Annotated in this window: 23 protein-coding genes; 9 read left to right on the top strand and 14 right to left on the bottom strand. The window is 66.8% G+C overall.

Annotation, left to right across the window (positions count from 1 at the left end; genetic code table 11):
- The first annotated feature begins 114 nt into the window (after window positions 1–114).
- The gene (locus MHA02_RS11500; protein WP_147078776.1) at window positions 115–960 is read left to right on the top strand and encodes a formate/nitrite transporter family protein; all 846 of its coding nucleotides are present in this window, start codon (window positions 115–117) and stop codon (window positions 958–960) included.
- A 358-nt stretch (window positions 961–1,318) separates the two neighbouring features.
- Entirely contained in the window at window positions 1,319–3,061 is a 1,743-nt protein-coding gene (locus MHA02_RS11495) for a bifunctional protein-serine/threonine kinase/phosphatase (protein WP_147078790.1), read from the top strand.
- 956 nt (window positions 3,062–4,017) lie between these two features.
- On the opposite strand, the gene MHA02_RS11490 is transcribed toward MHA02_RS11495, so the two are convergent.
- The 4 genes from MHA02_RS11490 to MHA02_RS11475 form a co-directional block, all read right to left on the bottom strand.
- Window positions 4,018–4,287, bottom strand: coding sequence for a DUF6894 family protein (locus MHA02_RS11490; RefSeq protein WP_147078775.1), 270 nt, complete (start codon window positions 4,285–4,287; stop codon window positions 4,018–4,020).
- A 243-nt stretch (window positions 4,288–4,530) separates the two neighbouring features.
- Window positions 4,531–5,052 (bottom strand): Ros/MucR family transcriptional regulator, encoded by a 522-nt coding sequence (locus tag MHA02_RS11485; protein WP_147078774.1) that lies wholly within the window; start codon window positions 5,050–5,052, stop codon window positions 4,531–4,533.
- A 214-nt stretch (window positions 5,053–5,266) separates the two neighbouring features.
- On the bottom strand, window positions 5,267–5,653 hold the full coding sequence (locus MHA02_RS11480) for a hypothetical protein (RefSeq protein ID WP_147078773.1): 387 nt from the start codon (window positions 5,651–5,653) through the stop codon (window positions 5,267–5,269).
- A 610-nt stretch (window positions 5,654–6,263) separates the two neighbouring features.
- On the bottom strand, window positions 6,264–7,544 hold the full coding sequence (locus MHA02_RS11475; protein ID WP_147078772.1) for an O-acetylhomoserine aminocarboxypropyltransferase: 1,281 nt from the start codon (window positions 7,542–7,544) through the stop codon (window positions 6,264–6,266).
- A gap of 118 nt (window positions 7,545–7,662) precedes the next feature.
- On the opposite strand from MHA02_RS11475, the gene MHA02_RS11470 reads away from it, so the two are divergent.
- Entirely contained in the window at window positions 7,663–8,925 is a 1,263-nt protein-coding gene (locus tag MHA02_RS11470) for an MFS transporter (RefSeq protein WP_147078771.1), read from the top strand.
- Window positions 8,926–8,966: 41 nt separating this feature from the next.
- On the opposite strand, the gene MHA02_RS11465 is transcribed toward MHA02_RS11470, so the two are convergent.
- The 3 genes from MHA02_RS11465 to MHA02_RS11455 form a co-directional block, all read right to left on the bottom strand.
- A complete protein-coding gene (locus MHA02_RS11465) occupies window positions 8,967–9,446 on the bottom strand; it encodes a hypothetical protein (protein ID WP_147078770.1) in 480 nt (159 codons plus the stop codon).
- Between the two features lie 141 nt (window positions 9,447–9,587).
- On the bottom strand, window positions 9,588–10,616 hold the full coding sequence (rsgA, locus tag MHA02_RS11460) for a ribosome small subunit-dependent GTPase A (protein WP_147078769.1): 1,029 nt from the start codon (window positions 10,614–10,616) through the stop codon (window positions 9,588–9,590).
- Between the two features lie 71 nt (window positions 10,617–10,687).
- On the bottom strand, window positions 10,688–11,227 hold the full coding sequence (locus MHA02_RS11455; protein ID WP_147078768.1) for a CoA-binding protein: 540 nt from the start codon (window positions 11,225–11,227) through the stop codon (window positions 10,688–10,690).
- A gap of 42 nt (window positions 11,228–11,269) precedes the next feature.
- Between MHA02_RS11455 and MHA02_RS11450 the strand changes: the two genes are divergently transcribed.
- Entirely contained in the window at window positions 11,270–11,692 is a 423-nt protein-coding gene (locus tag MHA02_RS11450; protein ID WP_373318337.1) for a PaaI family thioesterase, read from the top strand.
- Here MHA02_RS11450 and MHA02_RS11445 read toward each other — a convergent pair whose 3' ends face one another.
- The 4 genes from MHA02_RS11445 to MHA02_RS11430 all read right to left on the bottom strand — a co-directional run bounded on the left by MHA02_RS11445 (window position 11,693) and on the right by MHA02_RS11430 (window position 14,484).
- Window positions 11,693–12,295: a protein-S-isoprenylcysteine O-methyltransferase gene (locus MHA02_RS11445; RefSeq protein ID WP_147078766.1), complete on the bottom strand. Its 603-nt coding sequence runs from the start codon at window positions 12,293–12,295 to the stop codon at window positions 11,693–11,695.
- 35 nt (window positions 12,296–12,330) lie between these two features.
- Complete coding sequence (locus MHA02_RS11440; protein WP_147078765.1) at window positions 12,331–13,545, bottom strand: RBBP9/YdeN family alpha/beta hydrolase; 1,215 nt, start codon at window positions 13,543–13,545, stop codon at window positions 12,331–12,333.
- A gap of 13 nt (window positions 13,546–13,558) precedes the next feature.
- Window positions 13,559–14,209, bottom strand: a complete 651-nt coding sequence (locus tag MHA02_RS11435; RefSeq protein WP_147078764.1) for a hypothetical protein — start codon at window positions 14,207–14,209, stop codon at window positions 13,559–13,561.
- A gap of 134 nt (window positions 14,210–14,343) precedes the next feature.
- Complete coding sequence (locus MHA02_RS11430) at window positions 14,344–14,484, bottom strand: ABC transporter (protein ID WP_147078763.1); 141 nt, start codon at window positions 14,482–14,484, stop codon at window positions 14,344–14,346.
- A gap of 565 nt (window positions 14,485–15,049) precedes the next feature.
- On the opposite strand from MHA02_RS11430, the gene rplM reads away from it, so the two are divergent.
- Both rplM and rpsI read left to right on the top strand, forming a co-directional pair.
- Window positions 15,050–15,511, top strand: coding sequence for a 50S ribosomal protein L13 (gene rplM / locus MHA02_RS11425; protein ID WP_147078762.1), 462 nt, complete (start codon window positions 15,050–15,052; stop codon window positions 15,509–15,511).
- A gap of 2 nt (window positions 15,512–15,513) precedes the next feature.
- On the top strand, window positions 15,514–15,999 hold the full coding sequence (rpsI, locus tag MHA02_RS11420) for a 30S ribosomal protein S9 (protein ID WP_147078761.1): 486 nt from the start codon (window positions 15,514–15,516) through the stop codon (window positions 15,997–15,999).
- A gap of 224 nt (window positions 16,000–16,223) precedes the next feature.
- Here rpsI and MHA02_RS11415 read toward each other — a convergent pair whose 3' ends face one another.
- The 3 genes from MHA02_RS11415 to MHA02_RS11405 form a co-directional block, all read right to left on the bottom strand.
- Window positions 16,224–17,954 carry a pyrroloquinoline quinone-dependent dehydrogenase gene (locus MHA02_RS11415; protein ID WP_238180185.1) on the bottom strand — a complete coding sequence of 577 codons (1,731 nt, stop codon included), beginning with the start codon at window positions 17,952–17,954 and terminating at the stop codon, window positions 16,224–16,226.
- A gap of 181 nt (window positions 17,955–18,135) precedes the next feature.
- The gene (locus tag MHA02_RS11410; RefSeq protein WP_147078759.1) at window positions 18,136–18,588 is read right to left on the bottom strand and encodes a response regulator; all 453 of its coding nucleotides are present in this window, start codon (window positions 18,586–18,588) and stop codon (window positions 18,136–18,138) included.
- Window positions 18,589–18,617: 29 nt separating this feature from the next.
- Window positions 18,618–19,085, bottom strand: a complete 468-nt coding sequence (locus tag MHA02_RS11405; protein ID WP_147078758.1) for a BLUF domain-containing protein — start codon at window positions 19,083–19,085, stop codon at window positions 18,618–18,620.
- Window positions 19,086–19,327: 242 nt separating this feature from the next.
- Between MHA02_RS11405 and MHA02_RS11400 the strand changes: the two genes are divergently transcribed.
- From MHA02_RS11400 to MHA02_RS11390, 3 genes are all read left to right on the top strand, one after another.
- Window positions 19,328–20,719 carry a flagellar hook protein FlgE gene (locus tag MHA02_RS11400; RefSeq protein ID WP_147078757.1) on the top strand — a complete coding sequence of 464 codons (1,392 nt, stop codon included), beginning with the start codon at window positions 19,328–19,330 and terminating at the stop codon, window positions 20,717–20,719.
- A 94-nt stretch (window positions 20,720–20,813) separates the two neighbouring features.
- The gene (gene flgK / locus MHA02_RS11395) at window positions 20,814–22,703 is read left to right on the top strand and encodes a flagellar hook-associated protein FlgK (RefSeq protein WP_147078756.1); all 1,890 of its coding nucleotides are present in this window, start codon (window positions 20,814–20,816) and stop codon (window positions 22,701–22,703) included.
- A gap of 11 nt (window positions 22,704–22,714) precedes the next feature.
- Entirely contained in the window at window positions 22,715–24,511 is a 1,797-nt protein-coding gene (locus MHA02_RS11390) for a flagellin family protein (protein WP_147078755.1), read from the top strand.
- The last annotated feature ends 12 nt before the right edge of the window (window positions 24,512–24,523 follow it).

Genomic DNA, 24,523 nt, shown 5'->3' with positions numbered 1-24,523 from the left:
ATGATGCATTCTTCATCACGCCGCGGGCGCCATGCCCGCTGAGCAGGCGCCCGCGGGCGCCGCACGCCTATCCGCATCCCTTCCGGCTCGACCGACGCCGCCCAGGAATCATCAATGGCCTATCTCGCGCCCTCCGAATTCGTCGTCAAAATGGTCGACGCCGGAGAATCCAAAGTCTTCATGTCGACCCGCGACACCCTGATCCGCTCCTACATGGCCGGCGCGATCCTGGCGCTCGCCGCGGTCTTCGCAACGACCATCAACCAGCAGACCGGCATCCCGATCGTCGGCGCGGCGCTGTTCCCGATCGGCTTCTGCATGCTCTACCTGCTCGGATTCGACCTCCTCACCGGCGTGTTCGTGCTGGCGCCGCTGGCGCTGCTCGACAAGCGACCGGGCGTCACGGTCGGCGGCGTGCTGCGCAACTGGGGCCTCGTCTTCGTCGGGAATTTCGCCGGTGCGGTCACCGTCGCCCTGATGATGTCGATCGTCTTCACCTACGGATTCTCGACACCGCCGGACAAGGTGGCGCAGTTCATCGCCGGCATCGGTGAGAAGCGCACGCTGGGCTATGCCGAGCACGGCGCCCAGGGCTGGCTGACGATCTTCGTGCGCGGCATGCTCTGCAACTGGATGGTCTCCACCGGCGTCGTCGGCGCAATGATCTCGACCCAGGTCAGCGGCAAGGTGATCGCCATGTGGATGCCGATCATGCTGTTCTTCTTCATGACCTTCGAGCACTCGGTGGTGAACATGTTCCTGTTCCCGGCCGGCCTGATGCTGGGCGCCCACTTCTCGATCTACGACTACTTCTTCTGGAACGAGATCCCGACCGTGCTCGGCAACCTCGTCGGCGGCCTCGCCTTCACCGGCCTGACCCTGTACTCGACCCACGTCCGCACCGGCGCCAAGCGCGGCCCCGCCGCGGTCGCGGCCAGTCCGCGCCGCCTCGCGGCCTGACCGGACGCCGGTTCCCACGCCTCGGCCCGTCAGGGCCGGGGCCACACGGCTGAACGTTCGTGACAAGCACCGCGATCCTCATGCCACGGTGCCCGCGAAAACGGGCCTCGAAGGACGGCAAACGTTCGCCCAGGCCACACGAGCACCGGTGAACTGCGTGCCGGGTCGTCCGAGGATCCCCAGTTCGGTGTCGGACCCCGAATAGACACGCCCCACGATCCACGCCGTTTGGCACGTCTGCGTGATAGGGGGTGCAGGGCCGTCGGCGGTGCTTCGAGGCCCGCTGCGCGGGCACCTCAGCATGAGGATCGTTGATAAAGGCAGCACCCGTCCGCTCGAACAGGCCTTGCGTTATACGATGCCACCGGAACTGACGGTCTCCCTCGGCCAGCACAGTGCGCGGGGCCGCAAGGACGCGAACCAGGACTTCTACGGCGCCCTGGTGCCGCGCCAGCCCGATCTCGGCCTGAAGGGCGTGGCCGTCGCGCTCGCCGACGGCATCAGCAGCAGCGCCGTCGGCGGGATCGCCGCTGAGACCGCGGTCAAGACGTTCCTCGAAGACTATTACGCGACGCCCGAGACCTGGTCGGTCAAGACCTCGGCGCAGCGGGTCATCACCGCCGCCAATTCCTGGCTGCACGCCGAAACCCGCCGCGGCCGCCATGCCGACGACCGCGACAAGGGCTACGTCACCACCCTCAGCGCGCTGGTGCTGAAGTCGCGCACGGCCCACCTCTTCCATGTCGGCGACGCCCGGATCGGCCGGGTCTCGGGCACGTCGCTCGAACAGCTGACCGAGGACCACCGGGTCGTCGCGTCCTCGCAGGAATCCTATCTCGGCCGCGCGCTCGGCGTGAACGCCCATGTCGAGATCGATTACTGGGCCGTTCCGGTCGAGGACGGCGACGTGTTCGTGCTGACGACGGATGGCGTCCACGAATACGTCTCCGCCAGGGCTATCGCTGCACAGATTGCCGCCGGCGCGGGCAATCTCGACGTGGCTGCCCAAGCCATCGCCGAGGCTGCCTACGAAGCGGGCAGCCCGGACAACCTGACTGTCCAGATCGTACGCATCGACGCCCTACCATCGGGCGAGCCGACCGATCTTTTCGGCAACGTGGACAGTTTGGCGCCAGCCCCAGTGCTCGAGCCGCCGACGCATTTCGACGGCTACGACATCCTGCGCCCGCTCCACGCCAGCGCGCGCAGCCATGTCTATCTCGCCAAGGATGCGGCGACGGGCGCGACGGTGGCGCTCAAGGTTCCCTCGGTCGATCTGCGCGACGACCCCGCCTATCTCCGGCGCTTCATGATGGAGGAGTGGATCGCCCGGCGGATCGACAACCTCCACGTGCTCAAGGCCCATCCGCAGACGCGGCGGCGCAGCCACCTCTACGTCGCCATGGACTACGTCGACGGCCAGACGCTGACGCAGTGGATGGCCGACCATCGCGAGCCCGGTCTCGAAACCGTCCGCAGCCTCGTCGAGCAGATCGCCCGGGGCGGGCAGGCCTTCCACCGGCGCGAGATGGTCCACCGGGACCTGCGGCCCGACAACATCCTGATCGATGCCGGCGGCACCGTGCGGATCATCGATTTCGGCGCCACCAAGGTCGCTGGCGTCATCGAGGCCGAGCCGCCGGTGGCGGACGAGGCGATGCTCGGCACGCTGCAATACACCGCGCCGGAATGCTTTCTGGGGGAAGCGGCCACGCCGGGCTCGGACGTCTTCTCGGTGGGCGTCATCGCCTACCAGTTGTTGACGGGCCGGCTGCCCTACGGCGCCGCGGCTGCCCGCGCCTGGACCCGGGCGAGCCAGCGCAAGCTCCGCTACCGCTCCGCCCGCGACAGCCGCCCGACCTTGCCCGCCTGGGTCGACGGCGCCCTGCGCCGGGCCGTCCACCCCAATCCCCAGCGGCGCTACACCGTCCTCTCCGAATTCCTCCACGACCTCCGTCACCCCAACCCGGCCCTCACCGACACGCGCAGCCTGCCGCTGCTGGAGCGCAACCCGCTGATCTTCTGGCAGGGGCTCTCGCTGGTTCTCGCCGTGGTGGTTTTTTGTCTGCTGGCGGATCGGGTGTTCTGGCCGCCAAGATGAGGTGCGTTCAAGCGCAACGTCCACCGTCGTCCTTGCGCGCCGCGGGCGAAGCAAACCAGGGCAACCCCGTGATCGTCGTCGGTCTGGCCTCGGGTTGCTTCGCTACGCGCGCAATGACGGACAGCTTTCGAGATTCGCATAACGACTGAGCCACCGGAAATGCGGCCTCATGGAGCCGATGCACCAAGTGGTGAGGCCTACCCCGCCCGTCGCCCCTGAGGCGGAATGCTCTCGGCAGCCTTGTTCGGCACCATCGGCTCGCTGCTCGTCTATTCTTTTTTCAAAGTTCAGGGGTTCCTGGGAAATAGCACTACGCCGGCGAAAACATCGCGCCGAATTTTTGCATTGCCGTGACGTTGTCGGCGCTTGCGCGGCAATAAGCCTGTTCTTTTGCAGCACGTAGCGCGATAATCGATGCCGCCCAAGATTTACGCCTGATTTGAAATTTCTTCTGTATCTCAGGGCTACAATCTAAAACAGACGACTGCGCTGGCAGGACGATTGACAGTACAAGCATAGTGCTGAAAATCCACATCTTCCCTGCAACCTTCATCTGCTGAATTAGCCCCCGATAAGGCTGGATCAGCCAGAAGCAGGGAGCGAGGTAGCCGACAGGTTTGAAAACGAAAGCGCCCCGCGAGCCGAAGCTGCGGGGCGAAGTCGGTTTGGATTGCGCTGCAGCCGCCCGCTGCAGGCAACTCCGGCCTACCCGTGCTGCGAGCCGTCGGCCGTACGCGGGCACACATCGTCGCGCTGAGGACGGCAGGGCTGAGTGAGCTTGCTGCTTAAAGACCGCGAAACTCTCGCGCTCGTCTCCGGTCATAAGTTGGCGCGTGCGCACCTATAGGGGCCTATCGCCATCTTACCGCTGTCGCTTTGCCTCGGCGGCAGCGGCCTCCCGACCCGACCTTCGCCCCGCAGATCGCCCGTTCTCCAGGGCGCTCTTGTTCGAGGTTTCACGCCGTAGACGCGACGGGCACGCGCTGGCGTTTCCAGGGCTTGTCGATGTTGAACACCAGGCGAACCTTCAGCGCGACGCAATCCGGAGCATTGCGGACAACGACAACCAACGCGCCCCCCTCTGCGCCGAGCATGGCCGGTCTAGTCGCAAAGTTGCCGGCGATGCGAACAGCCTCGGCTTCGGCGGCTGGAAGGTCGGGAAGATCCTGACCTGCATCATCGATGGCATCCACGCCATCATGGACGTCGAAGAAGTATCGGGGCACGGCGCACAACCTGCTCACTCAGCCGTGCGGCTCGCCGCCCCAATCTGAGGTTGGCCGACCCCATTAATGCATATGCACGCTGGCCCGAATTGCCATTTGCGCGCACCACCATTTGGGTCCGGTATCCGACGGTTCCTCGGTGCATGTGCTCCATGAGGCCACAAAAATGCGGCCCCGGCATCAGGTGATGCCAAGGGCCGCCAAATCGTCGTCGATCAATGGCTTCTGATCGTGTCGAACCGTTCAGGCAGCCTCGACGGCCTTCTTGCGGCCGGGGGTCTTGCGCGGGGCCTTGGCGGGGGGCGAGTCGGCGACGACTTCGGCGGGTTCGGCGGCCTTCTGGGCGGCGGGCTTGCGGCGCTGCTGGCCGAGTCCGAGATCCTTGGCGAGGGCCGAGCGCGCCGCGGAGTAGTTGGCCGAGACTGTCGGGTAATCCGCCGGCAGGCCGTAGCGGGCGCGGTAGGTGTCGAAGTCGAGACCGTGCGTCGACAGGTGACGCTTCAGCGTCTTGTAGGGCTTGCCGTCGATGAAGGAAATCAGTGCATCCGGCGTGACCGACTTCTTGATCTGGCTCGTCGTGGCCTTCTCGACGGAATCCTCGGGTACGGCGGCGGGCGCGGACAGGTTCGCCAGTGCAGCGTGGACCTGCGTGATCAGGCCCGGAAGATCAGCGGCAGGCAGCGAATTGTTCGAGACATAGGCCGATACCAGATCGGCGGCGAGTTCGACCCGGTCGAGTAGCGGTGCTGCAGTACTGTCGGACATTATGGGGTTCCTGTGTTTGGCTTACGCCATAAACGACCTATGCGGATCAGAAAAAGATTCAAGTGTTTTTTTGAGTGCTCGCCCAGCTTCGATGCAGTTTTCAGCACAAAAACCCCTCGCGGGCCATGATCAACCGCGGATTGTGCCGTGACGGGTTTTGTACTGCGTTAAAGGAGGGTCAGTGCAGACCGTGATGAACCCTGCGCGGACAGCCTCAGGGCGCGGTGTGATCTGGCGTCTGTGGCTGATTCGCAGTGGCGGTTGCCATCCGTCGCCGACGCCGTCTCGGACGTGGCCGCGGCGCGGCCGTATCGAGCGATTCGGCGAGCCTGAGAAAACGCGCGGCGCGGGCGAGTTGCGGCACTGTCGCGGCAGGATCCATCTCGATGATACTGACGAGGTCTTCGGCGCGCCGCAGAATACGTCCGGCGAGCGCCCCGCGCGGTGACCGCCGCCGGCCCTCCGGCGCCAGCCGCTCTTCGCGCAAGACGGCCTCGGGCCGGCACCATCCCTTCGCCGTAGCGTGGCGCGAAATCGCGGCGGGCGAGACCCCGGTGCACCGGGCGATCTCGCGGTAGGTAAGGGTGGTGGTCTCGAACAATCCGCGGACCGTCTCCAACGCCTCGGGCGTCGGCTTGCATCCGCCCCGCGGTTCCGCCCGGGCTTCGTCTGTAGCGAAGGGTGAAAGGCGAACGATGCCGTAACTCATACTAGGCTTATTAGCATATTCTAGGCATGAAAGCTAGTTTTACGGATGCGATCTGCACTCTGCCGACCGAAACGGCTGCAGGCTCTCGATAGGACGCTCGGAAGTTCGACGGACTATGATCCGCGCTTCAGAGAAGACAGCACCGCGTCCTATCCTCGAAGACCGATGCCCGGACCCAGCCCCGTCTTTGCGGGTCGAAGGAGGGATGAACGGCTCGGTGACCCGGCGCTCGAGATCCGCCCTGTTCCACCGGAGGACAGATTGGCGGATCGCGCCTGACGACGCTTCGCGACATCGTCGTCCCGGACAACGGGGAGCACCCGCCATCGCCTCGTCGGTCCGAAAAGATGCGCGCGTCCGAGGTGGCCGGGGCCGCTTGGCCGCGAGTCCGGATGGAACGAGATGGAACAGCCGGAACGGGCGTTCCATCTCCGACGGGTTTTTTGAGAGTTTCAGACAGGCATTCCGGCACGGGAGCGATGCTCACCGCGCCGGCCCGCGCTCAGGCGCCGAGCGCCGCGTCGAGATCGTCGATCAGGTCGAGCGGATCCTCGATGCCGACGGAGAGGCGGACGACCTCCGGGCCGGCGCCGGCGGCGCGCTTCTGGTCGTCGGTGAGCTGGCGGTGGGTGGTCGAGGCCGGATGGATCACCAGGGAGCGGGTGTCGCCGATATTGGCTAGGTGGCTGAACAGTTGGAGGTTCGAGACGAGCTTCACCCCCGCCTCGTAGCCGCCCTTCAACCCGAAGGTGAAGACCGCACCGGCACCCTTCGGCGTATAGCGCTTGGCGAGCTGGTGATAGCGGTCGGTCTCGAGACCGGGATAGCTGACCCACGCAACCGACTGATGCTGCTGCAGGAATTTCGCGACCTGCAACGCGTTGTCGGAGTGGCGCTGCATCCGCAACGGAAGGGTTTCGATGCCGGTGAGGATCATGAAGGCGTTGAACGGCGAGAGCGCCGGGCCGAGATCGCGCAGGCTCAACACCCTGACGGCGATGGCGAATCCGAAATTACCGAAGGTCTCGGAGAGCACCATGCCGGCATATTCCGGCCGGGGCTTCGAGAGCATCGGGTAGCGGGCATCGCCCTCCCAGCGGAAGCTGCCGCCGTCGACGATGAGTCCGCCGATGGAATTGCCGTGTCCGCCCAGGAACTTGGTCGCCGAATGGACGACTATGTCCGCGCCGTGCTCGAAGGGCTTGATCAGGTACGGCGTCGCCATGGTGTTGTCGACGATGAGCGGGATGTTGTGCCGCTTCGCAATCGCCGACAGGGCCGCGATATCGGTGATCACGCCGCCCGGATTGGCGATGCTCTCGCAAAATATCGCCTTGGTGCGGGCGGTGATCGCGGCCTCGAAGGAGGCCGGATCGTCGGTGTCGGCCCAGACCACGTTCCAGCCGAAGTTCTTGAAACTGTGGTTGAATTGGTTGATCGAGCCACCGTAGAGCTTGTTCGCCGCGATGAACTCGTCGCCAGGCTGCATCAGGGCGTGCAGCGTCAGGAACTGGGCCGCATGGCCCGAGGCCACGGCGAGCGCGGCAGTGCCGCCTTCGAGCGCCGCGATGCGCTCCTCCAGCACGGCGTTGGTCGGGTTGGTGATCCGGGAATAGATGTTGCCGAAGGCCTGCAGACCGAACAGCGAGGCGGCGTGATCCACGTCGTCGAAGACGAAGGACGTGGTCTGGTAGATCGGCGTCGCCCGGGCGCCCGTGGTCGGGTCGGGGGTCGCTCCGGCGTGGATCGCCAGGGTATTGAAGCCGGGCTCGCGGTCGGTCATCGGGTGTCTCCTCGCGGAGCCGTGTACGCCTGCGGTTCCGGGGGAGGCAAGCGGCGGAGCCACCTCCGCGGGACCCCATTCTACTACCACTGCGACATCGCTCGGCTATAGGAGGGCCATGCCGCCTTCCGCCACCCGTATCCTCGTCGCCAGCTTCGTCGGCACCGCGATCGAGTTCTACGACTTCTACATCTACGCCACAGCGGCGGCCCTGGTGATCGGGCCGATCTTCTTCCCGCCCGGCGATCCCGCCGCGCAGACGCTCCAGGCCTTCGCCACCTTCGCCATCGCCTTCGTGGCCCGGCCGGTGGGCGCCGCGCTCTTCGGGCATTTCGGCGACCGGGTCGGGCGCAAGGCGACGCTGGTCGCGTCGCTGATGATCATGGGCATGTCCACCGTCGGGATCGGCTGCCTGCCCTCCTATGCGAGCATCGGCTGGCTCGCACCGGCGCTGCTCTGCCTGCTGCGGGTCGGACAGGGCATCGGCTTCGGCGGCGAATGGGGCGGGGCCGCCCTGCTGGCCGTCGAGAACGCGCCGCCGGGCCGCCGCGCCCTCTACGGTATCGCGCCGCAGCTCGGCGCGCCGATGGGTTTCCTGGCGGCCAACCTGCTGTTCCTCGGCCTGAATTCTTCACTGACTTCGGAGGACTTCGCGGCCTGGGGCTGGCGGCTGCCCTTCCTCGCCTCCTCCGTGCTCGTGGGGGTCGGGCTCTACGTCCGGCTGAAGCTCACCGAGACGCCGGCCTTCGCCGCGGCACTGGCCAAGGCCGCACCTGAGCGCGTACCGCTCGTCGCGATGGCGACGCACCATTGGCGGGCGACGCTGCTCGGCACCCTGGCGATGGTGGCGCCCTACGCGGTCTTCTACCTCTGCACGGTGTTCGCGCTGAGCTGGGGCACCGGACGGCTCGGCTACCCCAAGACGATGTTCCTGCTGTTCGAATGCGCGGCGATCCTGTTCATGGCGCTCGCGATTCCGCTCGCGGGCGTTGCGGCCGACCGCTTCGGGCGAAAGCCGGTGCTGCTCTCCGGCCTCGCCGTCACCGCTGCGCTGGGCGCGGTGTTCGGTCCGATGCTCGGGAGCGGGGAGGGGGCGCAGGTCCTCGCCGTCCTCTGCCTCGGGCTCTTCGCCATGGGCTGGATCTTCGGGCCGATGGGTGCGGCTCTGCCCGAGCTGTTTCCGGTGCGCGTGCGCTACACCGGCGCCTCGGTCACCTACAATTTCGCCGGCATCCTCGGCGCTTCCGGCGCGCCCTTCGCCGCGCAGTGGCTCGCCGATCGGGGCGGGATCGGCTCGGTCGGGCTGTATCTGGCCGGTGCAGCCGCGATCAGCTTTTTCGCGGTGGCGCTGATGCCGGAGACGGGGCCGGCGGAGGTCTGAAGGGGCTTCGGCGACGTTCCGGTTTCAACGGCCCGAAGGCCCTAGGCAGACCGCCGCATCAATCGCGGCCGCCAGATCCCGAGTACGACGTTGATCGTGGCGATCGCGAGCATCACCCAGAGGGTATTGCGCTCCGGCCCGAGCGACTGCGCCAGGGTCGCGGGATCGACCTTGCCGGCCAGCGCGCCGGCGCTCTGGCTCGCCTCCTGCTGCATCGGCCCCAGGATGCCGACGAAGCCGCTCTCGAACACCAGGATGCCGGTCGCGGCTTTCAGCCAGGCCCAGCCGGCGTTGTGAAAGCCGCGGTTGAGGCCGATGGCGAGCAGGCCAGCGATCAGGGTCAGCCCCAGCGAGGGAAAGAAGATCCAGGTGGCGATGGCGCCCATGGCCCCGCGCATCGCGGCATAGGCAGCGAGCGAACTGGTCGGCGGCATGAAGCCGAGCATGACGAGCAGCGACGCCATCGCCCCCATCAGCCCGATCGCCCCCATCGTGTGAAGGAATTTCAGAAAGCGTCGCAAGGCGCCTCGACCACCGTGCCAACCGGCTTTCGAAGAGGTTAGCGCAGTTGACGGAGGCGGGGTAGCGGCATCTGCAGACGGACGTCGGCAAGAACCTCCAACGACGCCGCCGATGGCGTCGAGACGATGGAGCGTTGCCTGCTATCGTCCGTGGCGATTGCGGGGACCCGTCGTCGCCGGGGTGTTGTCGCGGTTTTCGTCGACGAGCTTGCGCCAGCGGGTCAGGCGCTGAGGGTCGATCCCGCCGTCGGCGACGGCGGCCTGCACGGCGCAGCCCGGCTCGTGGGCGTGCGTACAGTCGCGGAACCGGCAGGCCGGCGCGAGCTCGGTGATCTCGGCATAGAGGGTCTCTATGCCCTCCGCAGCGTCGCTGACGTGCAGCGTCCGCATCCCCGGCGTGTCGATGACCCAGCCGCCGCCGGCGATGGCGTGCAGGGAGCGCGACGTGGTGGTGTGCCGCCCCTTGGCGTCGTGCTCGCGAATGCCGCCAGTCTCCTGGGGCAGCTCCTGGCCGGGACCGGCCAGCGTGTTCACCAGGGTCGATTTGCCGACGCCGGAGGAGCCGACCAGTGCTACGGTCCGCCCGACCCCGCACCATGCCGCCAACGCGCTCGCGGCCCCAGCGAGACGGGGATTGATGGTGACGACGGCGAGCCCGCGTTGCAATTCGGCCGCCTGGCGCTGGTAAGCCCCGGGATCGGCCGTCATGTCGGCCTTCGTGAGCAGGATCACCGGGTTCGTGCCGCGCTGATTGGCCAATGCGAGATAGCGCTCCAGCCGGGCCTGATTGAAGTCGGCATTGCAGGAGGTGACGACGAACAGCGTGTCGACATTGGCTGCGGCGGCCTGCAGAGCCTTGCTGCCTTCGATGCGCCGTTCCAGCACCGTTCTGCGGCTCAAGCGGCGGTGTAGCGTCAGCGTCTCGGGGGCGACCAGCACCCAGTCGCCCACGGCGAAATCGCCGGTGTTCGTGTGCACCGGAAGGACCAGCTCGGCAGGTCCGCCAAGTGACAGGGCGGTCAGGCGTGAACGGTGAACCGTGGCGATCCGCATCGGCGCGAGATCGGTCTCATGGGGCTCACGCTGATCCGCAAAGAAATCGGACCAGCCCAGGCTTACGAGAAATTCGGGACAGAGGCCGGCGGGATGATCGCTCACCGGCTTGCCCATGACATGGCGCTGCCCTCAAGGCCAGCGCTCGCCTCCCGGAGTGCATCCGACCCTCGGCCGGCCGGCTGCGGCTATCGGTCGTCGATCGTCAGCCTCTGAACGCCGCGCTTGTCCAGAACGGGCTTCTTCGCGCTGATGATGCGGGAGTTCACGCCGGTCCAGCCGATCTCGCCCGACAGGCGGCCGTATTCGATCTTCGGGCAGCGGTTCATGATCACCGTGACGCCGCGCGCCTCAGCCCGCGCCGCGGCCTCGTCGTTGCGAACGCCGAGCTGCATCCAGATGATCTTCGGGAGCTCGGGCAACGCCAGGGCCTCGTCGACGAGGCCGTCCGCCGCGATGGAGTTGCGGAAGATCTCGACCATGTCGACCGGGCCGGGCAGCTCGGCGAGACGCGCGATCACCGTCATCCCGAGCAGGGTCTGGCCGGCGAGGCCGGGATTGACCGGGGTCACCGTGTAGCCGCGCTCGGACAGGTATTTGAGGACGATGTAGCTGGGCCGGGCCGGGTTCGCCGAAGCGCCGACCAGCGCGATCGTGCGCGTCGCCTTCATCAGCGCGCGGATCGTCGTGTCGGGGTAGCGGTCGTGGTGGGCGAGGGTGGCGTCCATGGCTGCCTTGTCGGCCAGCCGCTGCCGTGCTGCAAGACGGCGATGACCACGATGAGCCTCGAAGAAACCCGCGACTTCCTCGATCGCGAATTCCCGCAGCTGAACGATGGCGGGCGCTCCTACCACTTGGAGGCGGTCGGCCCGCTGACGGCGCGGATGCGGCTCGACCATCACGAGCGCTTCCTGCGGCCCGGCGGCACCGTCTCGGGGCCGGCGATGATGGCGCTCGCCGATTTCGCGCTCTACGCGGCGATCCTCGCCAACATCGGCCCGGTAGCGCTCGCGGTGACGACCTCGCTCAGCTTCAACTTTTTGCGGAAGCCCGGCACGGACGGGCTGATCGCGGAGTGTACGCTGATGAAGCTCGGACGGCGGCTCGCGGTTGGGGAAGTGCGGATCGCGACGCAGGGCAGCGACGAGATCGTCTGCCATGCGACGGGAACGTATTCGATCCCGCCGCGGTGATCAGCGTCGCTTCGAAAAAGCCTTCCACGGCACCACGCGCGGCGTCGCGGCCGCATATGCACGCCACTGATCGCCAAACCGCTCCTGCATCATCCCCTCCTCGCGCGGCACCCGGAATGCGTAGAGGCAGCCGAATCCAGCGAGGCCGGACAAGCCTGCGATCCAGTTCGGCAGCAGGATCGCCTGGGCCAGCGCCCAGAGCCAGAACGCGCTGTACATCGGATGGCGCACCCATCGGTAGACGCCGTCGGTCTTGAGGCGGTGGCCGTCGCGAAGCTCCAGGCTGAAGGACCATTCGCGGCCCAACCCTCGGTGGCTCTTATCGAACATCCAGAGAGCCAGCGCCGCCACGACGATGCCGAGGACGAGCAGGGCCGGGTTCGTCGCCCGCTCGCCGAGCTTGGCGAATCCGAACAGGCTGTAGGCGATCGGGATCACGCCCAGCCCGGTGCCGGAGATCGAGAGCAGCAGGTTCTCGCGGAAATCCCAGTGCGAGGCGGCGACCGGAATGCGCTTGGCCCGCCGCTTGTGCGGGATCCGGATCGCGTACCAGCCCACGACGAGGGCGAGGAAAGCGAGCTTGCAGAGAAGCGGCGTCGTCATGGCGCGGCGATACGGGCGATCGAGCCTGGGCGCAATCAGGCGCCGTGCTGTGGCGCGTTGCCGGTGAGGGCGCCCCTGTCGTCGAGCCAGTCCATCGCCCCGTGCGGCGATCGGGCGAGGTCGGCGCCGTAGAACGGGCCGCAGGTGAACATGAAGTAGTCGTAGCCGCTGCGACGCGTCGCTGCGTGGAAGAACTGATTGTGCTTTCGGAAGAAATCGAAGCGCACCGCACGCAAGGCCTCCGCCGAGATCATCTGCCGAAAAATCGCCTTGCGGCTGATCGGCGGGTGCAGCGGGGTTATGCCCATGGCGACGGCCGGGTCGACATAGGGAAAGTTCATCACGTCGTGCTGCGACCAGTAATCGGCCCAGACGATGCGCGGCGACGACGTCACCGCGGCAGTGGCGCGGCGCAGCGGTTCAGCGGCGCTGTGCAGGCCGATCTTGAGGACCGACGAGCCGATCGTCAGGAGGGCGATGCGGGTGGGCGAGGGGGCTGAGGCCGTCTCCGGCGGCAACCCGCCCAGCAGCATCTCCGCGAAATGCAGGATCATCACGGCGCCGAGGCTGTGGCCGATGAGCAGGACCTCGTCAAAGGTCCCACCCTCGATCGCGGCCCGGACTTCGCGGCTTCCCTCGTCGAGCCGCGCTGCGAGTTCCGGCTCCAGTCGTCGCGCCAGGATGCTGGCGAAGGCCCAATCCTCCAGCAGGATGAACAGGTAGAATTTCTTGGAGAAGAACGCGATGCCGGCCACGAAGACGGCAATTCCGACGAGCGACCCGAACCACGGCCCGATCGAGCCGGACGACCATCGTGCTGCGAATAAGCCGGCGAGCACGGAGGCGAGCATCATCGCCAGTGGCGCGATGGTGAAGATCGCGTACCGCCAGCCGTAGCGGAAATAGCCCAGGATCGCGCGGTCGAGCAGGAAGTCGAACAGGCCACGAATGCCGAGCAGAATGCGGCCGGGCAGCGGCTTCCGATGCCCCTGCGCGATCAGGTCGTCGAGGCGGATGATGCGGTAGTCGGTCCGCGTTCGCCAGTCCGGGCCGCCGGCCTCGGCCTGCCAGTGCGCCTGACGCGGCAGGATTTCGGGCGCGCCGGTCTCGGTCGATGCCGACCAGGTCTCGCCGAAGGTGGAAAGATCGCGGGAGAAGCGCCGGTGAAACCGATCCGGCGCAGTCAGCTGATAGCCGTGGATGTGAACGACCAGCCTTCGTCGGACGATCGGCGCGGCGGTGACTGTCATACCGCCGCCGGTATTACCGGGCGGCTGCGAGGGACAGGGCGGTACGGCGGTCGTTGCCTTCGTTCATCTTGCGCATGCCGTTGATGAAATCGGCCGGCATCAGCAGCGAACCGGGGGCGCTCAGGCCCATGTAGCGGCCGACATCGGCGACCCAGCTGCTGCAATTGTTGAAGATCGCATGCCAGGTGCCGGACGTCGCCTGCTTGTTCTTGATGTAGGCGACGATGCGCCGGAACTCTGGCTCGTCGACGACGACGCGATAGCGGGCCGAGACGTACTCGTCTTCGAGGTCGCCGTCGCTCGGTCCTGTCTCGGACTTCACGGGGATGAGGTGGCCGAGCATCCAGGGCTGCGCGCTGTCGCCCGCCGGGTGCAGGCCGGCGACCACACGGTCGACGAGCTGGCCCTTGGCGTTCAGCCGGCCGTACATGATGAAGGTGTGGCCGTAGCTCAGCGCGTAGCGCGAGCGGAATTCGATGGCGTACTGTGTCTTGCCACGGATGCTGGTTTGCCGTCCTTCCGCGCCATTGCCGCTGCGGGCGGCGTCGGCGGGCTGCGAGGCCAGGCCGAGGGCGAGAACGGCGGCGGTCAGGGAGAGAAGGGAGAGCCGGCTCAGGGTCCGCGTCGCCCGGACACGTCCAGCCAATTCGCGAAAGGTGCCCATAGGCCAGCGCTCCAACAGCGTTTGCTTCTAACTAATGCCGATCCAGGCGGCATATAAAGTTAGGGGTTCGCTCATGGCGAACCCCCGAGGCCGTCTAGTTCGGATACCGGTCGATAAATACTGTCTTTAAGAGATCAGTACTTGGAGATGACCGGAGCGGCGACGGGCGGCGGAGCCTTGCCCTTGCCCTTGCCGATGCAGGCCGAAGCGTTGAGAGCAACGACGGCAGCGAAAGCGATGAGAACGACGCGCTTGGCGGTGGTGGAGGTGATCATCGTGGTCTCCGACTCAGTTCCGAATGAACAACCTCAGCTTACTTTATGGCCAAGCTAGCAATAGTGCATAAAAACCACAGTGCCATCGCATTGCCCCATTCCGGGTCAGCCGCTCCGTTCCGGCGAGTCGGCGGGTGCTAACCACACGATTCGAAAGGGACCTCCGCGCAGGGGATGCAACCGAAAACTGCGACATGCCGCCACGCAACCGCCGTCACGGTCGCTTGGTCCCGAAGGCTACTGATCCCAACCGGCTGTGGCGAAATTACCACAACAGGCTCGGCGATCGATAGGGTTGTGTTTGCTCGGACTCGATGACCCGCCTCTCACGACGTTTGACCCGCTGGCCGCCTGGACGAACGGCGGAAGGCGCCGAAGCGGTCCAGGCAGTGGGGTATCCTGATACCTTACATCCGAACTCGTTCCACGCATTGAGCTTTTGCGATACTGTGCCGTCCGATATCCCTTGACGAGGGACGCCCTACTCCGTATGCACCGCTCGAACGCCGCTGCGTCACCCGACGCGGCGGCGCCTTGTTTCGAGAGAACCGGCACGGGATCAGCCATGAAAACCACCTCGCTGAAGCCCGCCGACGTCGAAAAGAAGTGGCTCGTGATCGATGCGGAGGGCCTCGTCGTCGGCCGTCTCGCTTCGATCGTGGCGTTGCGCCTGCGCGGCAAGCACAAGCCCGCCTACACGCCCCACGTCGACTGCGGCGACAACGTCATCGTCATCAATGCCGACAAGGTGAAATTCACCGGTCGCAAGTACGAGCAGAAGAACTACTACCACCACACCGGCTATCCGGGCGGCATCAAGGAGCGCTCGGCCAAGTACATCCTCGAAGGTCGCTTCCCCGAGCGTGTCGTCGAGAAGGCCGTGGAGCGCATGCTGCCGCGCGGCCCGCTCTTCCGCCAGATCATGGGCAACCTGCGCGTCTACAAGGGCGCCAGCCATCCCCACGAAGCCCAGCAGCCGCAGGCGTTCGACGTCGGCGCCCTCAACCGCAAGAACGTGAGCGCTTGATCATGGCGACGCTTCAGTCCCTTTCCGACCTCAACCGGTCGAACACCGACACGTCGAACCCCGAGCAGCAGGCTCCGGTGCGCGTCCAGAAGATCGACAAGCAGGGCCGTGCCTACGCCACCGGCAAGCGCAAGGACGCGGTCGCCCGCGTCTGGATCAAGCCCGGCAACGGCACCGTCGTCGTCAACGGCCGCACCATCGAGGTCTACTTCGCTCGTCCGGTGCTCCGCATGATCCTGCGCCAGCCGCTCGAGATCGTCAGCCGCGTCGACCAGTACGACATCACCGTCACGGTGAAGGGCGGCGGTCTCTCGGGTCAGGCCGGCGCCGTGCGCCACGGCCTCTCGAAGGCGCTGACCTACTACGAGCCGGAACTGCGTGCCCCGCTGAAGCGCGAAGGCTTCCTGACCCGCGATCCGCGTGTCGTCGAGCGCAAGAAGTACGGCCGCAAGAAGGCTCGCCGCAGCTTCCAGTTCTCGAAGCGTTGATTTTTCACGATGCAACGACAGAAGGGCGGGTCCGCAAGGATCCGCCCTTTTTTGTTTGTCGTGCTGTTCTGCCGATCAGGCCGTTACTGCTCCCGTCATTGCGAGCGCAGCGAAGCAATCCAGGGCCACAGCCGTGACGTCGGTGAGCTCGCCTTGGATTGCTCCGCCTTCGGCACGCGATGACGGGGTATCGATTGCCTACCGAAACGATGGTCCGTGCATCATCACTCCGGCAATGCGAACACCACAAGCGCGTCGCCGGTCCCAAAACCCGAACCCTTCGTGAACGACGCGCCGCCCGCGGCCACGGCCACGTATTGTCGCCCGTCGACGGAGTAGGTCACCGGCGGGCCGCCGATGCCGGCACCGCATTGGAAGCGCCAGAGCAGCCTGCCGTTCGCGGTGTCGTGCGCGTCGAGATACCCGTCCTCCTCGCCGGAGAAGACGATGCCGCCGGCCGTAGCCAGCGTGCCGCCGGAAAGACGGCTGCCGGCCTTGGTACTCCAGGCGACGGAACCGCCCTTGGACAGGTCGACGGCCGTGAGCGTGCTGAAAGTGGGTTCGCCCTTGGCCTCGCCGGTCTCGGTGTAGCGGATCTCGGGACGCCCATTCGCGGCCGGTACGGTCTTCACCGTGTAGGTCGCTGCACCATGCCGGACCTGGGCGAAGGCGAGACCGGTCTTGGCATCGTAGGAGACCGGGTGCCAGGAAACCGCACCGAGCGGACCGGGGCTGACCACGGTGCCCTCCGGGCTCGGCGGCACGAACAGGTTCTTCTGGGTGATCAGGGGGGCCGACTTGCCCAGCAAACGCCCGTCCTTGCGGTCGTGGACGTAGATCCAGCCGAGCTTGCTCGCCTCGGCCACCGCCTTCACCGGCCCCGTGTCGGTCGGGTAGTCGAGCAGGAAGGGGGGGCTGGCGACGTCGTAGCCCCAGGTCTCGTGGGGCACCTGCTGGAAGTGCCAGCGCAGCGCCCCCGTCTTCACGTCGAGGGCGACGAGGCTCATCGTGTAGAGGTTGTCGCCGGGCCGGGTCAGGCCGAAATTCTGCGGCGCCGGGTTGCCGGTGCCGAGATAGATCAGGCCGAGATCCTTGTCGTAGGCCGGCGTCATCCAGAGCGAGCCGCCGCCGACCTTCCAGGCGTCGCGGTTCGTCTCCGCCGCAGCCTTCTCGGCCGGGATGTCGCGGTGGAGCGGCAGACCGTCGGCGGTCTTGTCGACGAAGCCGCCCTCCCAGCCGTCTTCCTTGGTCACGTACCAGCGCCAGACTTCGGCGCCCGTCTTGGCATCGTACGCCGCGAGCCAGCCGCGGCGGCCATAGCCGCCCTCGATCCCGACCACCGAACCGCCGTCGAGGCCGCCCTTGGCATCCTCGACATGCAGGCCGTAGCCGGCACCGGTGACACCGACGATGACGAGCCCCTCGGCGACCAGCGGCGGCATCTTGAAGCCGAGCCGGCTCGACCCCTGTACCGCCTTGTCGCCGAGCCCAGCCGCGAGCGCCACGGCCGTCTCGGTTTCACCCTCCTCAGGGCGCACCGCCTCGATGTCCCAGACGAGCTTTCCGGTCTTGGCGTCGAGGGCGATGACGCGCCCGTCCATGGTCGCCTCGTAGACGAGGCCGCCGGACACGGCGACGCCGCGGTTCGAGGGCGGCCCGAAGATCTTTTCGGTGCGCGCCTTGTGCGTGTAGGTCCACAGGACCTTGCCCGACTTCGCCTCGAGCGCGGCGACGTGGTTGCCGGTGGCCGACACGTACAGCGTGCCGTCGACGATGACCGGTTCGGCCTGGAAGTAGCCGGTGGTGCCGGTCTGGAAGATCCAGGCGGGTTTGAGCCTGCCGACGGTCTCGCGGTTGATCGCGTCGAGAGCAGAGGCATGGCGGTTGCTGTGATCGCCGCCGAAGGCCGGCCAGTCCTCGGCCTCCGCGGGAAGGGCGAGACCGACGAGCGCGATCGCGAAAAGCCAATTGCGGTGAGACACGCGGCCGGACCCTCCCTCTGGACTGACGCCGTTTCCGTTCCCTCCGCTGTTAGGCGAACGGGCAGGGGCTGTCGAAGGGGCGGTCATTCGCTTTTTCGCGCGGGCGCACAACTCCCGCGGGGCGGGCTTCCATGCGGAGCGCGGGTTCCGAGGCTCAGAGTTTTCCGAGGAGCGGGAAATCCTGGCTCAGCGTCGATTCCAGGGGCAGCGGCGCCTCGCGGCGGCGCGGCCGCCGGTTGAGGACCTGCTTCAGCTTGGTCTTCAGCAGCGCGATATCGAACGGCTTCAGGAGGAAGGCGTCGGCGCCGGCAAGATGGGCGACGTTCACGTCCTCGAAGTCGAAGGTCGCCTCGGTCAGGATGAAGGGCGTGTTCATCAGCACGTTGTCGGCGCGGACCTCGCGCAGCAGCGTCAGGCCGTCCATCGGCTCCAGGTCGAGATCGCAGATCACCAGGGCATATTTACGCGCCCGCATGCGCTCCAGGGCCTCGAACGCGTCCGAGACGCCGTCGACCTCCGGAAAGCCCAACCGCGTCAGCAGCTCGACGACGAGCCGCAGGAGCTTGGGCTGATCGTCGACGATCAGGATCGCTGGCGTGTCGCTCATGGCGGTGTCTGTTGCGTCCGTCATGGAGATCAACCGAAAAGATGATCGATGCCCTGCTTCGACATCGTGTCGTGCTGGAGCGTCGTTGCAAGATTGTGAATCGTGCTGGCCTTGGGCGTCCCGCGCTGGAGCATCGGCAGCAGACCGGCCTTGCTGAAATGCGCCTCGGTGGTGCCGCCGCGTATGCCCGTGGTGAACGACGTCACGAAGGCGCGCTTGATGATCTCGCGCCACTCCACGATCTTGACGTCCCGGTGGCGGGCGTCCGCTGCGATGCGTTGGAAGGTCTCGTTCACGGAGAGACGCTCGCCCTCGATGATCTGGACGGCGAAGTTGCCTTCGAGGATCAGAAAGCTCGTGATCACCGCGAATTCGTTCTTCTTCTGCGCGTGCTTGGCGATCTCACTGACCTGGCGAGCGCGCGTCGGCGCATCCGCGGCGAGGCTGAGCCGGGAGAAGTAGATCAGGTTGACGAGGCTCGTCCGCTTGGTCCGCATGAGGGCGTCTCGATCCCGGCGTCTCGGACACGGTACCGACACCTTAGGGGCCATGCCGATAACGTCGCGTAAACGACGCGCGCACCCGGCAGGACTTGCCGGGCTGCGTGCTCCGACCGGGCCGACCTTGCCGGGCATCCTGCAACTGGGCCCAACGAATTCAAGGACTTGGCTCTGGCATGCGGGTTGCGCCCGTCCATCCCGAACAGCGTGCCGCGTCGTCGGCGTACGGGGTATCGGCCATGGACGTTTTCACTGCGCTGCAGACGGCGGTCTCGGGGCTCAAGGCGCAGTCCTATGCCCTCGACAACATCTCGGGCAACATCGCCAATTCCCAGACCACGGGCTACAAGCGCATCGACACGAGCTTCGTCGACCTAATCGCGGAGCAGACCCCGCGGCGCGAAGTTGCCGGCAGCGTGGGTGCGTATTCGCAGCTCACCAACACCATCCAGGGCAATCTCTCGTCCACCGGCGTCGCCACCAACATGGCGCTGAACGGCGAGGGCTTCTTCGTCGTCCAGAAAAAGACGACCGACGCCGCCGGAACGACGTCCTTTTCCGGCAGCAACCTCTATACGCGGCGCGGCGACTTCGCTCAGGACAAGGACGGCTACCTCGCCAACGGCGCCGGCTCCTACCTCACCGGCCAGACGCTCGATCCGATCACGGGCACGACGACGTCGACCGGCCCGATCAAGATCTCCAACTCGATCCTGCCGGCCAAGGCCACCACGTCGATCACCTATTCGGCCAACCTGCCGAAGAGCCCGACCACCACCAACACGACTTCGACGGCGGGTTCGGAACTGCTCGGCACCTTCGCCGACGGCTCGGATGCGCGGATCACCAGCGGTACCGGAACCGGGACGGTCTCCTCCACGAATTCGCAGAGCTTCATCGACAGCAGCATCTCCGGCCCCTCTCTCACCGTCTACACGACGGCCGGTTCGCCGGTCAGCCTGCAGACGCGATGGGCCAAGGTGCAGAACGCCGACTCCACGTCCACGCCCGCCACAAACGACACCTGGAACCTGTTCTACGCGGACAAGAGCAGCGTCACCGGCAGCAACACCAGCTGGACCAATGCCGGGCAGGCCTTCACCTTCAACGCGAGCGGCCAGCTCACCTCGCCGGCATCGACCGCGATCACCATCCCGAACCTCACGGTGGACGGCGCATCGGTCGGTAACATCAGCCTCAACTACGGGGCCGGCGGCCTGACGGAATACGCCTCCACCACCGGCAAGGTCACGACCAACACGCTCCAGCAGAACGGCTACGCCTCGGGCACGCTGAACACGGTCGAGGTGACCGAGGACGGCAAGATCATGGGCACCTACTCGAACGGCACGACGGTGGCGCTCGCCAGCGTCGACGTTGTGAATTTCACCAACGACGACGGATTGCGACCCGACTCCCTCGGCAATTACCAGCAGACTTCGGCCTCCGGCGCGCCGATTGCCGGGCTCAGGACCAGCACGGTGGTCGGCGGCAACATCGAGCAGTCGAATACCGACATTGCCGGCGAATTCTCGAAGATGATCGTAACCCAGCAGGCCTACTCTGCGAACACGCGCGTCATGTCGACGGCGCAGACGATGATGTCCGATCTCATGAACATCATCCGCTGAGCACGGTGGAAATAGCCGCCCCCGCGGTGGCGCGATACTCGGCCCGGCCTCCGGCGAGACGCGTCATCCGGTCGAGTTTCGGAGGAGGTCCCGGGTGTCGCTCAATGCCCTGAACACCGCGACCGCGGGTCTGCGCCTGACCCAGGCACAGATCGGCATCGTCTCGCAGAACGTCGCGAATGCGGGCACGGTCGGCTACGTCAAGCGGACCCTCGACTCCGTGACGACGGGACCCGGCAATTCCGGCGTCGCCACCGGCACCGTCGGCCGGGCCCTCGACGCGGCTGCCCTCAAGCAGTTGCGGCTCGAGACCTCGGGCGCCGCCTATACCGCTCTCAATTCGGCGGTGCTCACACAGGTCGACAAGCTCTACGGAACACCGGGAGACTCGAACGCCCTCGACGGCGTCGTGAACAGTTTCGCTTCGTCGCTCCAGACGCTCGCCGCCAACCCGAGTTCGTCGGCAGCCCGCAGCGGCGCCGTCACGGCCGCGTCGAGCCTCGCCGCCAAGATCGGCACCATCGCCAGCGGCGTGCAGGACCTGCGCACCGCGATGGAATCGCAGCTGGCGCAGGATACGGCCAAGGCCGGCAGCCTGCTGACCTCGATCGCCGATCTCAACACACGGGTGCAGTCGGCCGGCGACAGTGCCAGCAAGGCGGACCTGCTCGACCGGCGCGACCAGGCCATCAACGCGTTGTCCGCGCTGATGGACGTGCAGACGGTGGGGCAGAGCGATGGATCGGTCTCGGTCTTTACCACGACCGGGGTCACGCTCGTCGACCGCAGCAACGCCACGAAGCTGTCCTTCGACAGCCGAGGCACGCTCTCACCGGATGCCACCTACGCGACGGATCCCTCCAAGCGCGGCGTCGGCACCATCACGGCGGTCATTCCGGGCGGCGCATCCATCGACCTCGTCGCCTCCGGCGCCGTTCGTTCAGGATCGATCGCGGCGGCATTGGAGATACGCGACACGGTGCTGCCGCAGGCCCAGCGCCAGCTCGACGATCTCGCCGCCGGCCTGTCGCGGTCGATGTCGGACAAGCTCTCCACCGGAACCGCGGCGACCGACGGCACCAAATCCGGCTTCGATATCGACCTGACCGGTCTCAGCGCCGGCAACGCCGTGACGCTGACGGTCAAGGATGCCTCGGGCATCCAGCGCAACCTGATCCTGATGCCGTCCTATCTGACGCCGGCGGCCAGCGCCTCCGCGTCCGCCACGGACGATTCGGGCGCCACCGTCGTGCCGTTCACGATTCCACCATCGTCCGCCTCGCGAGACCCTGCCACGATCGTTGCCGCCATCTCCGCGGCCCTCGGATCGAGCTTCAGCGTTTCGGGCGCCAGCGGCGGCACGGCCAGTACTGTCCGCATCCTGTCGAACGGCGGCGGCGCGCCGACCCTCCTCGCGGCCAGCGCCAGCGTGACCCAGGCCACGTCGCCGACCGACACGCAGGGCGGTAGCGCGCAACTCGCGCTCTTCGTCGATTCCGGCCGCAACAACGGGCTCTACACCGGCTCCTTCGACGGCGGCTCACAGCTGACCGGCTTCGCCCAGCGTATCGCCGTCAACCCGAACGTGTCGACGACGACCTCGACCCTCGTCGCGACGTCGGCAACGGCCGCATCGAGCGACTCGACGCGGCCGCAGGCGCTGTACGACGCGCTCACCAAGACGCAGCGGACCTTCTCGTCGTCGAGCGGCATCGGCGGCATCAACGCGCCGACGACCTCCACCGTCAGCGGTTTCGCACAATCGATCATCGCCTCGCAGGGGGCCGCCGCGTCCTCGGCGCAGGATCTCGACGAGGGCCAGAGCGTGGCTTTGGCCACGGCCCAGAGCCGGTTCTCGACCCAGTCCGGCGTCAACATCGACGAAGAGATGTCGAAGCTGATCGAGCTTCAGACCGCCTACACCGCCAATGCCCGGGTGCTCACCGCCGCCCGCGACATGCTCGACACGCTGCTCCGGATCTGAGGCGCCGCACCATGACCTCGATCACCACCTTCGCCGCCGGCAGCTACGCCTCCGACCGCACCGCCGCGAGCCTCGCCGGGCTCAAGAGCCGCCTCGACGGGCTGACGACCCAGCTCTCCACGGGCCGCACCGCCGACACCTATGGCGGCCTCGGCTCGGCGCGGACCTCGAGCCTCAGCGCTCATTCGACGATCAGCGCGCTGGACGGCTACACGGCGGCCATTGCCGGCGCGAGCACGCGGGTGACGCTCGCCGCCACCAGCCTGACGCAGGTCAAGACGCTGGGCGACACTCTCAAGACCAGCCTGACCTCCGCCATCCTCTCGACCACCAGCACCGGCGTCACGACGAGCACGACGCTGGCACGTTCGAACCTCGATGCAGCCGTCGACGCGCTGAACCAGTCGGTAGCGGGCAAATACATCTTCGGCGGCCGGGCGACCGATACGCAGCCGGTGATCTCGACGGACACGATGTTGAACGGCGACGCCGCCAACGGCCTCGCCGGCCTGAAGACGCTGATCGCCGAGCAGAAGACCGCCGATCTCGGCATCGCCGGCAACGGCAGGCTCACGCAGACCCAGACGGGAACGACCGTGAGCCTCACAGAGGATGCGAGCGCCGAGGCGCGGGCGAATTTCGGCTTCTCCCTGGTTTCGGCCACGAGTTCGAACACGAGCGGGGTGTCGGCGAACCTGACCGCTGGAACCGCCGCGACCGTCGACCTTACGTTTGCGAGCCAGCCAAGTGACGGCGATCGCGTGCGCGTCGCCGTCCTGCAATCCGACGGCAGCCAGAAGATTCTGGACCTCGCTGCGCGTACCACCGTCGCGCCGGGCGCGACCGACGGTTTCGCCATCGGCGCCACGCCGGCCGATACGGCCGCCAACCTCAAGGCGCTGCTCGGCACCGCCTCCGTCGCCAGCGTGCAGAGTGCCAGCCCCCCCGGTATCTCGGCCGCCTTCACCGGAGGCAGCCCAGCCTCGCTGTCGCTGAACACCGGCACGCCGGCCATCGGCGACACGCTGACCCTCAAGGTCGGGATGCGCGACGGGACGACACAGACCATCACGCTGACCGCTGCGGCCACCGCGTCGTCCACGTCGGCAACGAACTTCGCCATCGGCGCGACGCCCGCGGACACGGCGGCCAATCTATCGACCGCGGTATCGAACGCCCTGACGCAGGCGGGCGGCACGGCGCTCGCCGCGAGTTCGGCGGCGCGCGCCTCGAAGAACTTCTTCGACGGGTCGTCCTCGCCCGGCCTCGCGCCGCGCCGCCTGGCGGCCGACGGCAACGGCTATGCCGAGACCGCGAGCAAGAGCACGGTGATCTGGTACACCGGCGACGATGCCGCCAGCGACCCGCGCAGCACCGCCAGCGTCCAGATCGGCGCGAACCGGAGCGTGTCGATCGGGGCCAGGGCCAACGAGGCCCCGCTGCGCGACACGCTCGCCGCTCTCGCGATGCTCGCTGCCGGCGGCTTCGCCGATGCGACCGGTACCCAGAACGTGGCGCTCTTCCAGGCCACCGCGGATCGGGCGAAGAGCCTCGTGACCCCCGCGGACGGCAAGCCCAGCGTCGCCGATCTCGTCGGCGATTTCGGTGTTGCATCGAGCAGCATGGCCGACGCCAAGGCGCAGGCGCAATCGACCAAGGCGGCGCTGCAGGATTCCCTCGACGGCGTCGAGACGATCTCCACCGAAGAGGTCGCCGCCAAGCTGCTGACGCTGCAGACGCAGCTCCAGGCGAGTTATCAGGTCACCTCGATGCTCTCCAAGCTGTCGCTGGTGAACTACCTTTCGTAAGCACCCGATCGT

It is taken from the genome of Methylobacterium haplocladii (genome assembly GCF_007992175.1).
GTDB lineage: Bacteria > Pseudomonadota > Alphaproteobacteria > Rhizobiales > Beijerinckiaceae > Methylobacterium > Methylobacterium haplocladii.
This window is presented reverse-complemented; position numbering and strand designations above follow the sequence as displayed.